The organism is Corallococcus sicarius (assembly GCF_003611735.1).
Classification (GTDB): Bacteria; Myxococcota; Myxococcia; order Myxococcales; family Myxococcaceae; genus Corallococcus; species Corallococcus sicarius.
Map to the genome: position 1 here is coordinate 1 of NZ_RAWG01000244.1, position 14,827 is coordinate 14,827.

Here is a 14,827-nt window from a genome sequence, read left to right on the forward strand (position 1 = left end):
CCACTCCCCCCGCCTCCCCCTGGTGGGTCGAACGCGCCGAAGCCCTCCTCGTCCCTGGCGACTTGCGGACGTTGGGACTGGGCGCACAGTGGGAGCTCTTCGAGCGGTTCGCCTTCGTGCAGGAGAACGTGGAGCCGGAGCTGCTCCTGCTGGATGTGCGGGGGCGTCCAGAGCTCGCGGCGCTGTGGGCGGCCCTGGTGGCGCGAGCGCTCTGTGTGACGCAGGCGCTGGATGCGTCCGGAGCGGACGTCGCCGAGCAGCTTCGAACGGGAGCGCTCTCACCAGCGCACTTCCGGGCGCGGTGGGAGGGGCTGGGCTTCACCGAGGCCACGGGCCGCGCGAGCACGGCGGCGGATGACTGGCTGGAGGGCCTGCTGCGCATCTCCCGCATCACCACCGGCCAGGACCGGCCCCCGTTCGGTCAGGTGAACATGGCCTCGCGGGCCCAGCGCATCTCCGACTTCCTGACCGTCACGAGTCCCGGGCTGCGCGACACGGTCTACGACCTGGGCTGTGGCAACGGGAAGTTCGCCATCACCGTGGCCGCGAGCTCCGCGGCGCGGGTCAAGGGCGTGGAGCTTGGACAGACGTATGTCGAAGCCGCGCGCCGCAATGGTGCGCGTTTCGCGCTGCCGAACCTGGAGTTCATCCACGCGGATGTCCGCGACGTGGACCTGTCGGACGGCACCGCGTTCTATCTGTACTTCCCCTTCTGGGGAGAGGTGGCGCACGCGGTGGCCCGGACGCTCGGGGCCGTCGCGCGGGCCCGGGACATCACCGTGTACGCCCAGGGCCCCCGGCTCGACTACGGCGAGCACTTCCTGGAGCAGGTGACACAGGGGGCGCTGTGTCTCGCGCCGCAGCGCGTGGACTTCGCGGACGTGATGGTCCTGCGCAGCGCTGGCTTCGTGTGAGGGGTGGAGCTCAGGGCGTGTACAGCTCCGCCGACGCCGGATCGTCGTCGCCGATGGTGGGCCCCACGATGAGCGCCCTGCCATCCAGCAGCCGCGTCGCTGTGATTCTGTCGCGAGCATCCACGTTCAGGCTGGCGGTAGGGCTCCAGGTGTCCGAGGCCGGGTCGTACAACTCCGCCTTCGCACCAAACGCATCCACGGAGAGCACCTTGCCGCTGAGCAGCAGCGTCGCCGCGTCGCTGAAGTGCTGGGGCGGGGAGCCGGTCGCGCTCCAGGTGCCCGAGGCCGGGTCGTACAACTCGGACGCCCCACCCCCCACGGCGAGCACCTTGCCGTTGGGCAGCAGCATCGCCGGGCCGATGAGGGGCTCGAGCATGGAGCCCGTCACGCTCCAGGTGCCCGAGGCCGGGTCGTACACCTCCGCCGTCGTGAGGGGGGTTCCGTTGGTGTAATAGCCCCCCGCGCCGAGGACCTTGCCGTTGGCCAACAGCGTCGCCGTCGCCAATCTGCCAAGGGGTTCGGGCAGGGAGCCGGTCGGGCTCCAGGTGCCGGAAGCCGGGTCGTACAACTCCGCCGTCAGGAGGCCCTCACTGGTGCCGTTGTTGCCCCCCGCGACGAGCACCTTGCCGTTGGGCAGCAGCGTCGCCGTATGCCACAAGCGGGCTTCCGCCATGGAGCCGGTAGGGCTCCAGGTGCCCGAGGCCGGGTCGTACAACTCCGCCGTCGCGAGGAAGCCTTCGTAGGAGCCCCCCGCGACGAGCACCTTGCCGTTGGGCAGCAGCGTCGTCGTGGGCAGAACGCGAACTTCGACCATGGGGCGGGTGAAGCTCCAGGTGTTCGAGCCCGGGTCGTACACCTCCGCCGCGCGGGCGGTGTCCAGGCTTCCCCCCACGACCAGGACCTTGCCGCCAGGTAGCAGCACGGCGGTGTGGACCCTGCGGGATTCCCCGCCCATGGGGCCCGTCATCGTCCAGTTCCCCGAGGGGCCACAGGCCGGCAGCCCCGTCACCGCGAAGCTCCGGGTCGCCGTGAGGGAGAAGGCGTTGGTGACGGTGACGGTGACGGTCGGGGGTGTGCCGGCGCTGACACACGCGGGGGCTGTCCAGGTGATGCGGCTGCGGAGGGCGTCGTGGCTCTCCTGGCCCAGCGAGCCTGTCGTCGCCGCCCAGGCGAAGGAGAGGGCAGCGCCCTGCGGATCGCTGGCAACCACTTCGTAGGTGAGCACCTGGCCCGGGGACGCGGAGTCCGAGGAGCGGTAGCTGCGAATGATGACGGGGGGAAACTGGGGAGCAGGAGGCGTGTCGCGGATGCACAGGGCCACGGTGCCGGTGTTCAGCCCGCCCTGTCCGTCCGAAACCGAGACCGTCAGGCGGCAGTTGTTGCAGGAGCCGGCAGGCAGCAGGGAGGGGGTGAACCGGGCAGACCTGGAGGAGGCGTTGATCCAGGAGCCGGCGCAGGAGGCACTCCAGGCGTAGGAGAGGCGGTCTCCATCCGGGTCCGAGGCCGAGACGGAGACAGCGGTCGTCTGCCCGACGATCAGCTGCGTGGGAGAGGCCGTGAGAGAGGCCACCTGAGGTGAGCTGTTGAAGGAGATGGAGAGCTGAGCATCTCCCTCTCCGCCCCCCAGGGTGACGTTGACGGCCAGGACGATGCGGGAGGACAGGCCCCGTGAGTCCGTCACGGTGAGCGTGAGGCTCTGGATGCCCGTGGAGACAGGCGCCGTCCACGAGGTGGAGGCGTCGGAGGGCGAGGAGAAGGAGCCCGCCGTGGCACTCCAGGCATGGGAGAGCGTGTCGCCCGGGTTGGGATCATGGGCCGTGGCCACCAGGGAGATTGAGCCGCCGGCGGGCACGGTGGTGGAGGAGACCACCAGGGAGTCAATGAGCGGGGCCTCATTGCCGAAGGGAGGCGGTGGATTGACTTGCTGGAGGGTGATGGCGACGAGGCTCGTCTGGTTTTCAGCGATGGTGATGCGGGAAGCAGAGCCCGCGAAGAGCACGCTGCCCGAAGCGTCGAAGGCCTGGGCCCGGAAGGAGCGATTGGCGCCAGCGGGGATGTTGCCAATGATGCCGCCCCAGACGCCGTGGGTGGGTGCCAGGTCCACGGTCACGGAGGGAATGCCCGAGGCGCTGGAGGTGACGGAGACGCGGGAGATGTTGGAGGCGAGGGCCTGGGGCATGGAGACGGCGAACCGGGCCGAGCCGGCGCCCGGGGAAGCGTCAGAGCAGCCCGCCAGCAGCGCCACCGTGAGCGCCACCGTCCACCAGGTGAATGCCTTTTTCATGTCCCCCCCTTGTGATGCGAATGCGCCGCAATGGAGCAGGGGGAGGTTGTTCTCGCTACTGCTCCAGGTGGCCTGTGCGCAGTCTCATAAGGGACTGAGCGCAGGACACGGGGACGATGGTCGACGTTTGCTTTCCGCCGGATATTCCGCCGCCGCTCAGCTCTCGGGAAGGCAGAGGAAGATGCTTCCATCGAAGTTACAGGTCCGGCGCGGAGTCATCTTTCTCTCGTTGGGGCTGACCCTCTCGGCCTGCCCCCCGAAGCCGCTCCCCCCAACTCCTCCCACGGACCCGACCCCTCCCGGGTTCTTGAACGTGGACATCAAGTTGGAGAGGCGGGACGGGCAACCCATTCCTGAAACGGAGGCCATCAGCATCCTTTCCCAGGATGTCACTCGCAAGATCTCACGTCTCTACAGGATCCGTGTCATCGCGACCGCGGGTGATCCAGAGTCTTGGATCGCCAGCACCTCGCTCGCGACGGTGGAGGGCAACGACGGGCACGGCGATCTCAAGAGCTACAACGTCTCCTGGAGGTGCGCGAGCGGATCCGGAGAGCTCCAGCATCTCCTCCGGCTGGAGGCGATGACGACGACGCCCCCGATAGCACAGCCTGGTCCGCAGGAACTCTCGCGGCTCGACGTCACGGTGGATCCCGTGGGCCAGGCGGGTTGTCAGACAGACTTCCTGGATGGGTTCATCCGGGTGGTCGCCAGGAATGGAGCAGGCCAACCCAACGCGTCGAAGACATTCCACTTCGAGTTCCTCCCCTGAAGAGCCCCTCTCCGCGCCAGCCCGGACGTTGGGGTTCAGCAGGGATTGCCTTCGAAGATCTCCGCGCCCGCGCGCACGCGGATCTTCACGCCATTCGACGTCGCGGTGCCGCTCACGCGCACCTTGGAGTAACCCGAGCTACCGGGGATGTAGTAGCGCAACCGGCAGTAGCCGGGCACGCCAGGAATCGCCGGGGTCCAGGAGCCCGTGCCCGTCACGGTGCCCAGATACTCCCAGGTGGTACTGGGAATCGCCCAGGCGTAGCCCGTGACGGACAGGGCGTTGCAGGCCGACTGGGTGGCGGGGTACGGGCTCGGGACGGCCTCCACGAAGGGCTTGGCCAACCTGCCGCCGATGTTCGTCACGTCCACCACGAACTGGTTCGCGCAGGACGTCTGGTGATACGTGGCATCCACTGACGTCGCGTAGGTGGGGACGAAGCCCGTCCTGCGGCAGTTCCAGACGTAGGGAACCGTCTCGCCGTCCGGCTGCGCCAGCACCGTGCTGCTGGTGATGCACGGGATGACCGGCGGCGGGAACACGACCAGCTCATCGCTGGTGGTGGCGACGTCGCCCGCCTGTCCCGGCAACGGAGCGTCATCCTCCAGCGGGCCTCCACAGGCGGTGGCGAGCGAGGCGGCGAACAGGAGGGCGGCGGACGAGGTGAGGCGCATGCGATGACTCCGTGGGGCGAAAAAGAGCAGACCTGCGTTGGGCCCCACCCTGTTACGCCCGGCCTCGCGCTTATTCCCCGCGTGAGCCCAAACCCCTGGGAGGGTGGACCCTCACTGGTCGCAGTTGTGGGTGTTGTCCACGAGGAGCCGCTCGCGCAGTTGGGGCGTCAGCGTGTCGCCGTCGATGCGGTACTTCACCTTCGTCTCGGTGATGTTCGGGCCCGCCGTGCAGCCGGGCCCGACGGTGACATAGCTCACCGTCGGCCCCGCTCCGTCCAGGGTGGGCGTGAACTGCTCCTCGCCGAGGGAGCCGCTGCGCTCGTCCGAGCCGAGGGGCCGCCCGTCGGGGGCGCGCAGCATCACGCGCAGGACCTGCCGTGTCTCCCTCGGCTCATGCTTCGGCAGGGTCTCCAGCAGCACGGCCGTCAGGGTTCCCTCCTTCTTCTTCCACGACTTCGACTGGATGACACGCCACTTGGGGCCGAGCTCGGGACACGCCAGGGGCTCCGCCCACGTCACGTCGCGCGCGTACGCGGTGGGCTCGAAGGCCTTGAGCGTCTCCAGCACCTTCGGCCCCGCTGCCGGCTCACAGGCTCCGAGCACCACCACCACGAAGCCCGGCTTGAGCCCCGGCACGGCGGCGCTCTGGACGATGCGCGGGTAGCCCTCCGCCACCTTCAGCGCCCCCTCCCATTCGTTCTTCTTCGCGCGCTCCTGCCACCGGCCCAGGGCCGTCTCGGCCTCGGCCGTGTCCTTGCCCCCACCCCAGATGAGGAGCTGGGCCGGCCGGGGCTCCGCCCTCGCCACGCCGGTCCACGCCAGGACGACCGCCATCACCACGAATCCGCTCGCCTTCATGCATCCCCCTTGTAGGTCCGATCCGACGGAGTGGAATCCTACGCTGGACTGCCCACGCGCCGGAGGCTCGGAGACCGCCCCCCGGTGTCACGGTCCGTGCTGTAGTGGTGCGCTCCCTGACGGACCGGAGGCTCCCTCATGAAAGCGCTGCCCCTGCTGCCCCTGCTCTTCGCCTGTCTGACGGCACCCGGCGGCCCCGTGCTCGCGGCGGCGCCCCCTCCCGCGAGCCTCGCGGGCCTGGACGCGCTGTACCCCGAACTGGACGCGCTCTACCGCGACCTGCACCAGACGCCCGAGCTGTCACTCCAGGAGGAGCAGACGGCGGCGAAGCTGGTCGACCGTCTGCGCAAGCTCGGCTTCGAGGTGACGCCGAAGGTGGGCGGGCACGGCGTGGTGGCCCTGTTGCGCAACGGCAAGGGGCCCACGGTGATGCTGCGCACGGACCTGGACGGCCTGCCGGTGGAGGAGAAGACGGGGCTGCCCTACGCCAGCAAGACGAAGGCGAAGGATGCGGCCGGAGCGGAGGTCGCGGTGATGCACGCCTGCGGGCACGACGTGCACATGACGTCATGGTTTGGCACGGCCGCGCTGCTGGCGCGGACGAAGGACCGGTGGCGGGGCACGCTGATGCTGGTGGGGCAGCCGGCCGAGGAGATTGGCGCGGGGGCCCGGCAGATGTTGTCGGACGGCCTGTTCAAGCGCTTCCCCAAGCCGGACTTCGCCGTGGCCCTGCACACCGTGGCCACCGCCGCGGCCGGGACGGTGCAGTTCACCCCCGGCTATGCGATGGCGAGCGTGGATTCAGTGGACGTCACCCTCTACGGCAAGGGCGGTCACGGCGCGTACCCGCACACCACCGTGGATCCGGTGGTGATGGCGGCGCGCACCATCCTCTCGCTGCAGACGCTCATCAGCCGGGAGAAGAGCCCGCTGGAGCCGGGGGTCATCACGGTGGGCGCCATCCATGGCGGCACCAAGCACAACATCATCCCGGACGAGGTGCGCCTGAAGCTCACGGTGCGCACGTACAAGCCGGAGGTGCGCAAGGCGCTGCTCGCCGGCATCGAGCGCATCGCCAAGGCGGAGGCGATGGCCTCCGGAGCGCCCCGCCCGCCCGACGTCAACGTCACCGAAGGCACGCCCGCCACCTTCAATGACCCCGCCCTCACGAAGCGGCTGGTGGATGCGGTGGGCAAGGTGCTGGGCGAGAAGAACCTCAGCGAGGCGCCGTCCGTCATGGGCGGCGAGGACTTCTCCGAGTACGGCCGCGCGGGCGTGCCCGCCGTGATGCTGTGGCTGGGCATCACCGAACCCAAGCGCTTCGCGCAGGCCAAGGCCGCGGGGGAGACGCTCCCCTCCGCGCACTCCCCGCTCTACGCGCCGGACCGCGAGCGCACGCTGCGCACCGGCGTCACGCTGCTGACCACCTCCGCGCTGGAGCTGCTGGACAAGCCCTGAGGTCGCTCATTCGCGTCTCCGTCAGGGTCTGGGCTTCAGGGCCAGCAGCATCGCGGCGTTGAGCTGCGCATGTTGCACGCTCAGGCGCCGGGTGTAGTCGCCTGCCGCCACGGGCCCCTCGGTGAGCAGCGCGCAGTTGTCGGCCGTCACCCTGAGCATCATCCCCCCGCCTCCGAGCACGGCACCGAAGTGGCCGCCGGCGAAGTGCAGGAGGAGGCTGCCCGCGGGGGCCGTCACCGTCAGCGGGGCCGTCTGGTCCTGCCAGTGGTTCGTGCCCACCGCGGTGGCGGCCACCCCATCGCCTCCGGCCACGGCCCCCAGCACCACCCGCCAGTTCCACCACTCGGCCAGTGGGAAGCTGTAGCTGGCGCCGTCGCCCGCCTGCGCCACGTGCCGGTAGATGAAGCCCGCGTAGTCGCCGGTCACCGTCGCGCCGGCCACGAGGTCCCAGTCAGGGAAGACCGGAGCCGCGGCGTCGCCGCCCGGGAAGACGCCCAGGTACAGCTCCGTCCCCGCCACCGCACCCGCGGGGCAGGCAATGCTGATCTTTGTACCTCCGCCACTCGCGTGGGAGGCATTGATGAAGGCCAGGCCCGCCACGGTGGCCGGTGTGGTCACCGTCGCGACGTTCGAGGAGGTGCTCCCCCCGGCGTTCACCGAGATCAGGCGACGCAATCCAGAAGCGGTCTCCGTCAGCCGTCCAGCTCTGCTGGGGATTGGAGCTGCGGCCAATGCCTGCGAGCCCAGGCTCGCCTTGCGGTCCCTGCATGCCAGCGGACCCTTCGGGGCCGGACGCTCGGCCATCCGCCGCGCCCCCGCTTCTCCTGGCCTCTGGCGCACCGACATGTCCCCTCCTCAGGGTCCTGGGAACGGTGCACATGTCTCCCCCACCTTGGAAGCGCAGGGGGTCCTGAGCTACCAGGTGGACTGGCCGTCAGGGATGCAGGGCTGGTAGCGGTAGCTGCTCGCGGTCGGCCGAGTTCATGTGCCATTGCGCGCTGCGGATAAGCGACAGGGTGTTCAGTCCTCGCTGAATCGGTGATCCTCAACCTGACGCCATGCCCACCCACGCCCAAGAGGTCATCTTCGCCGCCGTGGGGGATGTCCACGGACACATGAACCGGATGGTGGACCAGCTGCGGCACCAGTCGGAGGTCCTCCGCCGGCCGTTCGACTTCATCCTCCAGGTCGGTGACTTCGAGCCCCACCGCGACGCGGCGGACCTCGCCACCATGTCCGCCCCGGCGAAGTACCGGCAGCTGGGCGACTTCGCGGCCTACCACCAGGCCCGGCGGGGCTTCCCGTGGCCGCTCTACTTCATTGGCGGCAACCACGAGCCCTACGGCTACCTCGACACGCAACCCGAGGGCTTCGAGCTGATCCGCCACTGTCACTACCTGGGGCGCGTGGGTGTCGTGGACCTGCACGGCCTGCGCGTGGTGGGCCTGTCCGGCATCTACCAGGCAGAGTCCTTCCGCGCCGCGCGCCCGCCCCTCTCCGCGCTGGGCTCCGTCTCCACCAGGGCCTTCACTTACTTCAACGAACGGGACATCGAGCAGGCCCTGGAGCTGGGGCACGCGGACGTGCTGCTCGTCCACGACTGGCCGTCGGGAATCATCGCCCCGGACGACGCCGCCAGCTTCCAGGGGAAGCGCCGCAGCCCGGATGCCGACACCGTGGGCAACGAGTACGCGCGGCTGCTCGTGGACGCGCTCCAGCCGAAGCTGGTGCTCTGCGGCCACATGCACAGGTCCTACCGAGGCTCCATCCACCACGCCTCCGGGCGGGCGACCACGGTGCGCTGCCTCGCCAGCGTCGAACAGGGAGTGGATGCCTTCGGCGTCTTCCACTTCCAGGGCGACACGTACTCCGAGATGTTGCTCACGAAGTGAGCCGCGCCGTCCCAGGAGCCATGAGGCCGCGATGCCCGAGCCGATGACCGCCATGGAACCCGCGACGCTGCAGCGCTTCACGGCGGCGACCCGGCTGGAGCGCCACCGGCACGTGACGGGCTACACCGCCATCGTCGTCTCCGGGGGCTATGTGGAGGCAGGAGACTCCGGGCGGTTCCGGCTGCACGCGGGCTCCGTGGTGTTCCACCGCGCCTTCGAGTCGCACGCGAACCACTTCCACGCCACCGGGGCCGTCGTCCTCAACCTGCCGCTTCCCGCCTCGGTGGCGGACCTGACGGCGGGACTGCTGCGGGACGTGGATGCCGTGGTGCGGCTGGCAGAGAAGGATCCGCGCGCGGCCGCGGAGCTCGTGGCCTCGTCACGGCTGGGTCCTGTCACCGGTCCCGGGGACTGGCCGGACCTGCTCGCCGCGGCGCTGCGCGACAATCCCTCCCTGGGGCTCGGAGAGTGGGCGGAGGCCACGGGCCTCGCGGTGGAGACGGTGGCTCGCGGCTTCAAGCGGGCCTATGGCGTCTCACCCAAGCGCTACCGGGCCGAGGTGCGCGCACTCCAGGCCTGGCGACGGATTCCGCGCTCGACGCTGCCGCTCGCGCAGCTGGCCCTCGCGTTGGGCTTCAGCGACCAGGCGCACATGACCCGCGACATCGTCGCCCTGACGGGACGGACGCCCGCGGCCTTGAGGCGCGCGGCCCCGCGGACCGACGGTCAACTGGATACAAGAACGGCCCGGCGCTAGCGACTACACGCGGGGGGCATGAACCGACGCGACTGTCTCTGTGCCCTGCTCGCCCTGCCCTTCGCCGCGACGGTGGGCTGCGCCTCCCGAAGCCCCCGGCCCGCATCGGCCGCTTCCCCTTCCCGGACCCGCTGGAAGGTCGCCGGCTCCGAGGGCATGGACGCGCTCTGCTTCCTCAATCCCCTGTCCGGAGACTCCTTCTACACGCGCTTCTACGCAGAGGAGCTGGCGCGGTTCAGCCCGCGCTTTCCCTCGGACGCCGTCACCGAGCTCCAGCAGCTCAAGGCCTCGTCGAAGGCGCAGGACCGGCTGATGGGTCCCTTCCTCTGCGTGGTGTTCTCCGCCGGGCCCACGCAGACGCTCGCGGACCTGCGCGACTCCCTCACGAACGCCGAGGCCCGGCTGCTCCCGGGCTTCCGCGCCAGCCCCTACTGGAAGACTGAGGCCTGGGACTGGTTCCTCACCGCCCGCCCCGAGCTGGCCCGCGTGCTCGATGCGCTGGCCGCCGCCGACTTCCCCACGTTCCGCCGGGACGTGCTCGGAGACCGGGTGGAGCAGCGCGCGGCGGCGCTGCGACAGCGATTGGCCGGCGTGGACGTCATCGCCGAACAGGAGCGGCTGCTGGGCCACCCCCTGAAGGAGGACATCGCCATCGACCTGATGCACTTCTCCAAGCCACACGGCATCAAGGTCATCGGGCAGCGGTTCCTGACGCACCTGACCTACTCCGACGAGCTGATCATCCGGAACGCGGCCCACGAAATCCTGCACCCGCCCTTCGACGTCGCACATCCCTCCATCCGCGCGGCGCTGGAGGTGCTGCGACGCGACCCGCTGCTCACCCGCATCGTCGCGGACCACGACCCGGCCTTCGGCTACACCACGCTCGAAGGCCTCTTCGACGAGGACACCGCCGAAGCGCTGGAGCAGCTCATCACCGAGCGGCTCGGCGTCGCCGTCCCGGCCCGCGAGCGCTGGCGCAAGGCTGATGACGGCATGCACGTGCTCGCCGCCGGGCTGTATGGGCTCCTCAAGGCCGACGGCTTCGAGCGCACTGGCGGCGTCATCCAGGACTGGCTGGGCCGGGCCGCGAACGAGGGGCGGCTGGCGCCCGCGTCGCTGCACGCGTCCGCGGCCGGCGTGCTGGGACTGCCCGCCGGGCAGCTCTGGATGCCGCCCGAAGGGACGTAGGTCAACGGCACAGCGCAGGGGCCGCTGGATGCCTGTCAGCTCCCCTGGGCCCGGGGCGTCGCTGTGCGGCGCCGTGCTAGCTTGAGCCCTCGCCCATGAACTTTCGCTTTCAATGCTGGGTGCAGCGGCACGCCAGTCGTCGGGTCACGCTCACGCCGTTGGCCCTGCCCCACCTCGCCGTGCACGCGGATTCGCTGGAGAAGGCCACCGAGGAGCTGACGCTGGCGCTGGATGATCAGCTCACCCGCGTCCACCCCCGCCGGGTGCCGGAGTTCATCGCCGCGTCCGACGGCGTCCTCCACACGCTGGAGGTGCCGGGCATCCCCGTCTGGGGCGCGGAGTCGAACAGCGTCTCGCCCCTGCACTTCACCGCCGTGGTCGCCCCCACGCACCAGTCCTTCATCGGACTGCACATCCCGCGCCTCGACACGCACCTGTGGTTCCAGGGCAAGGTGCTCCCGAAGGACGCGCCGGACCACCTGGGCGAGCAGCTGGAGAACCTGTCCGACGCGCGTCGGCTCGCGCTGCGCCCGGAGGGCACGGAGTCGCTGGTGGAGCTGGAGGTGCAGGCCACGCCCACCCCGCTCGCCGCCCTCACCCCGCGCCAGCTCCACCTGGACATCCGCCCGCCACCGCGTCCTCCGGATGCGCCCGCGGAGCCGTCCGCGTCCGACTGGATCCCGGAGGACGAGGACGAGGACGCGTTGGATCAGGACTCGTGGGAGCCGCGCCGCCGCTCCCGCCGCCGCGACACCGGCGCGAAGCCGGAGAAGCCGCCGCCCACGCCCACGTTGGAGCGCATCGCCGTGCCCTGGCACAAGCTGGCCCAGGACGGACAGCTCGACCCCGCGTACGAACAGGACGCCCTGGTGACGCTGCTCCGCGCGCGCCTGTCCGCGAAGGACGCGGAGTCCGTGGTGCTGGTGGGCCCCTCGGGCGTGGGCAAGACGGCGGTGCTCCACGCGCTCGCCCAGGCGCTGCGCACCCCTTCCACCGCCACCGCGTCCGAGCGCGCCCGTCCCTTCTTCTTCCTCGACGGCAGCCGCCTCATCGCGGGCGAAGGCATGATGGGCGACTGGCAGCAGCAGGTGATCCGCTGCTTCCGCGAGGCCAGCGAGTCCCACGCGCTCCTCTGCCTGGGCCATGCCGTAGACCTGCTGGACGCGGGCAAGAGCGCGCACAGCGACCAGAACGTGGCGCAGCTCCTCCTGCCGCTGCTCGCCACCCGCGAGGTGTCCGTGGTGGCCGAGGCCACGCCGGAGACGTGGGCGCAGGTGGAGCGCCGCAACACCAGCTTCGCCCGCCTCTTCTCCGTGGTGCGCGTGGAGGAGCCGGCACCGGACGCGCTGGCCCGCATCCTCACGCGCGTGGCCGAGGACGACGCGGGGCCGAAGCCGCTGGAGGTGCTGCCCGAGGCGCTCGATGAGTCGCGCTTCCTCTGCCGCCGCTTCCTGCCGTACGGAGCCCAGGTGGGCAACGCGGTGGCCTTCTTGCGCCGCCTGCTGGCCACGTGCGCGCACGCCGCCCAGGCGCGCGTCACCCGCCTGGACGCCATCCGCCAGTTCGCCTCCGAGTCCGGCATCCCCGAGTCGCTCCTGCGCGACGACGTCCCGCTGGAACCGGAGCAGGTGCGCGGCTTCCTCTCCGCGCGGGTGCTGGGACAGGAGGCGGCGGTGGAGCGCGCGGCGGCGGTGGTGTCCGTGCTCAAGGCGGGCCTCGCCGACACGCGCCGTCCGCTGGGCGTGCTGCTCTTCGTGGGCCCCACCGGCGTGGGCAAGACGGAGCTGTCCAAGGCCCTGGCGGAGCTGCTCTTCGGCGCGAAGGAGCGCATGGTCCGCCTGGACATGGGCGAGTACGCCGGCCCGGATGCGCTGCTGCGCCTGCTGGGTGACGGACAGACGCCCGGGCACCTGTCGGCCGCGGTGCGCCGCCAGCCCTTCTGCGTGGTGCTGCTGGACGAGGTGGAGAAGGCCCACCCGGCCGTGCACGACGCGCTCTTGGGCGTGCTGGGCGAGGGCCGCCTCACCGACGCGTCCGGCCGCTTCACCGACTTCCGCAACGCGGTGCTCGTGCTCACCAGCAACCTGGGCGCGGACACCTGGCGCGCCCGCGTGGGCTTCGACTCCTCTGGCGGCGCGCCCGACACCGCCGCCTTGCGCGCGCACTACCTCGCGGAGGTGCAGCGCTTCTTCCGCCCGGAGCTGTTCAACCGGCTGGATGACGTCGTCGTCTTCTCTCCCCTCTCCGCGGACCTGCTGCGCCGGCTGGTGGTGCGCGAGGTGGAGGCCGTGTGCCGCCGCCCGGGCCTGTCCCTGCACGACGCGGCGCTGGAGGTCGCCCCGTCCGCGCTGGACTGGCTGGCCGCGCGCGGCTTCGACCCGCGCTACGGCGCCCGCCCCCTGAAGCGCGCGCTGGAGCGGGAGCTGGTGGTGCCGGTGGCGGCGTGGCTCGCCGCGCACCCGCGAGGCGGCGCGGTGAAGCTGTTCGTGGAGGCCGGCGACGCGGGGCTGGTGCTGCGCGCGGAGGCGGTGGGCGGAGACGCCGAGGGCGTGGGACGGCAGGCCATCGAACAGGTGCTGGAGGACGCGGCGAGCCTGCGCGCGGAGGTGCAGCGCTGGAGCGGCTCCGAGCCCATGCGGAGCCTGCGGCGCGAGCTGGCCGTCTTCGACAAGGCCTCCCGCCAGCCGGCGTACTGGGAGGAGCGGGCCCTGGCCGAGGAGTCCTCGCGCAAGTCGTCCGAGGCGCGCGAGCTGGACAAGGCGTTCCGCGACTGCGCGCAGCAGGCCGAGGCCGTGGAGGACCTCCTCTTCGAGGCACACCTCACGCGCTCCGTGGGACAGGCGGAGTCCCTCGCCCGCGACGTGGCCGTGCTGCGCAGGTCCTTCCATCCCCTGCGCGAGCGCATCTACGCCAGCCTCTTCCCCATCTCGCGCGGCGTCACCCTCTTCCTCGTCCCCGGGCGCGGCGCCTGGCCGCACCTGTGTCTGCTGGCGAAGGCGTACGAGGACTGGGCCCAGGGACAATCCCTCTCCTACCAGCGGGCGCTGCTCTTGCCCGAAGAGCCCAAGGAGTCGAAGGAGTCGAAGGCGGGAGCCAGGAAGCCCTCGCGCAAGGACCTCCGGTACGTCTGGGGTTGGGAGCAGAAGGCGGCGCTCGCTGAATTGAAGCAGCCTCCCGCCGCGTACGCGCTGCAGGTGACCGGCGACACGCTGCCGCTGCTGCTGGCGGGCGAGCACGGCGTGCACCGCTTCGTCGAGGGCAGCCAGGCGGCGCTGGTGCGCGTGCGCGTCGAGCCGCGGCCCCTGGCCCTGTACGCGCTGCCGGCGCTGGAGGACCTGGAGAAGGTGCTGACGAAGCAGGAGGTGCGCAGGCTGCGTCCCTCCTCCAGCGACATGGTGGGGGGCTCGCTGGAGGACCTGCGCACCGGCGTGAAGCAGCGCTACGGGCCCACGGGGCCGGACATGGAAGCGCTGCTGGAAGCGTGGTTGCAATGGCGTGTCTTCGGCACGCGGGAAGAGGACTGACGCCATGGACCTCAAACTGCCCCTGGTGGTGTCACCGCTCGGCGGACGGCTGGTGCAGGCGTGGGTGCCCGCCTTCTGGCCCCGCTTGAGCGGCATGGGCCCCAGCCTCTCCACGCTCCGCGACGAGCTGGCGCTCGCCGTCATGGAGCGCTTCGAGAAGGAGCCCGCCGCCAACGTCGCGGCCTACCAGCTCCCGCCCCACCTGGCCCTGCGACAGGTCAAGGTGGACACGGAGGCGAAGGACCGGGAGAAGAACAAGCGCGTCGTCCTCCAGGGCCGCATGGCCGTGCTGCTGGAGAAGTGGCCGCGCGATGAGTTCTGGGTGGTGACGCCCACCCGGCTGCCCGAGGCCCGCTTCGCGCTCGACAACCCGGACGCGCTGCCCCAGGCGCTCGCGCGCCGGCTGTCCGCGTGGTGCCTGGAGCGCGACCTGGACGACCTGGACGAAGCCTGGTCCACCGGACACGAGCGCCTGGAGCTGCTGCTGTCTCTTACACACATCT

11 protein-coding genes and 1 pseudogene are annotated in these 14,827 nt (G+C 70.8%); 8 read left to right on the forward strand and 4 right to left on the reverse strand.

The annotated features are described in order from the left end of the window. On the forward strand, window positions 1-914 hold a 914-nt coding region (locus D7X12_RS44605), incomplete at its 5' end, for a methyltransferase domain-containing protein (RefSeq protein WP_244224855.1). Between the two features lie 10 nt (window positions 915-924). Here the strand turns inward: D7X12_RS44605 and D7X12_RS29685 are convergent. Continuing rightward, entirely contained in the window at window positions 925-3,198 is a 2,274-nt protein-coding gene (locus D7X12_RS29685) for a Kelch repeat-containing protein (RefSeq protein ID WP_120628624.1), read from the reverse strand. Between the two features lie 313 nt (window positions 3,199-3,511). Between D7X12_RS29685 and D7X12_RS29690 the strand changes: the two genes are divergently transcribed. After that, window positions 3,512-3,970, forward strand: a complete 459-nt coding sequence (locus tag D7X12_RS29690; RefSeq protein ID WP_147443841.1) for a hypothetical protein — start codon at window positions 3,512-3,514, stop codon at window positions 3,968-3,970. 35 nt (window positions 3,971-4,005) lie between these two features. Here D7X12_RS29690 and D7X12_RS29695 read toward each other — a convergent pair whose 3' ends face one another. Then, a complete protein-coding gene (locus tag D7X12_RS29695) occupies window positions 4,006-4,644 on the reverse strand; it encodes a hypothetical protein (protein ID WP_120628626.1) in 639 nt (212 codons plus the stop codon). A 111-nt stretch (window positions 4,645-4,755) separates the two neighbouring features. Beyond that, the gene (locus D7X12_RS29700) at window positions 4,756-5,502 is read right to left on the reverse strand and encodes a hypothetical protein (protein WP_120628627.1); all 747 of its coding nucleotides are present in this window, start codon (window positions 5,500-5,502) and stop codon (window positions 4,756-4,758) included. A 138-nt stretch (window positions 5,503-5,640) separates the two neighbouring features. Between D7X12_RS29700 and D7X12_RS29705 the strand changes: the two genes are divergently transcribed. After that, complete coding sequence (locus D7X12_RS29705; protein WP_120628628.1) at window positions 5,641-6,960, forward strand: amidohydrolase; 1,320 nt, start codon at window positions 5,641-5,643, stop codon at window positions 6,958-6,960. Between the two features lie 21 nt (window positions 6,961-6,981). Here the strand turns inward: D7X12_RS29705 and D7X12_RS29710 are convergent, their stop codons facing one another. Further along, window positions 6,982-7,635, reverse strand: a complete 654-nt coding sequence (locus D7X12_RS29710; RefSeq protein WP_120628629.1) for a hypothetical protein — start codon at window positions 7,633-7,635, stop codon at window positions 6,982-6,984. Between the two features lie 383 nt (window positions 7,636-8,018). Here D7X12_RS29710 and D7X12_RS29715 point away from each other — a divergent pair, with 383 nt between their 5' ends. The 5 genes and pseudogenes from D7X12_RS29715 to D7X12_RS29735 all read left to right on the forward strand — a co-directional run. Continuing rightward, entirely contained in the window at window positions 8,019-8,852 is an 834-nt protein-coding gene (locus D7X12_RS29715) for a metallophosphoesterase (protein ID WP_120628630.1), read from the forward strand. Window positions 8,853-8,883: 31 nt separating this feature from the next. Then, the gene (locus D7X12_RS29720) at window positions 8,884-9,609 is read left to right on the forward strand and encodes an AraC family transcriptional regulator (protein WP_120628631.1); all 726 of its coding nucleotides are present in this window, start codon (window positions 8,884-8,886) and stop codon (window positions 9,607-9,609) included. An 18-nt stretch (window positions 9,610-9,627) separates the two neighbouring features. Next, entirely contained in the window at window positions 9,628-10,800 is a 1,173-nt protein-coding gene (locus tag D7X12_RS29725) for a hypothetical protein (protein WP_147443842.1), read from the forward strand. 95 nt (window positions 10,801-10,895) lie between these two features. Beyond that, window positions 10,896-14,324 (forward strand): AAA family ATPase, encoded by a 3,429-nt coding sequence (locus tag D7X12_RS29730; RefSeq protein WP_120628633.1) that lies wholly within the window; start codon window positions 10,896-10,898, stop codon window positions 14,322-14,324. Between the two features lie 4 nt (window positions 14,325-14,328). Next, window positions 14,329-14,827: pseudogene (locus D7X12_RS29735) on the forward strand (AAA family ATPase); the annotation flags it as partial.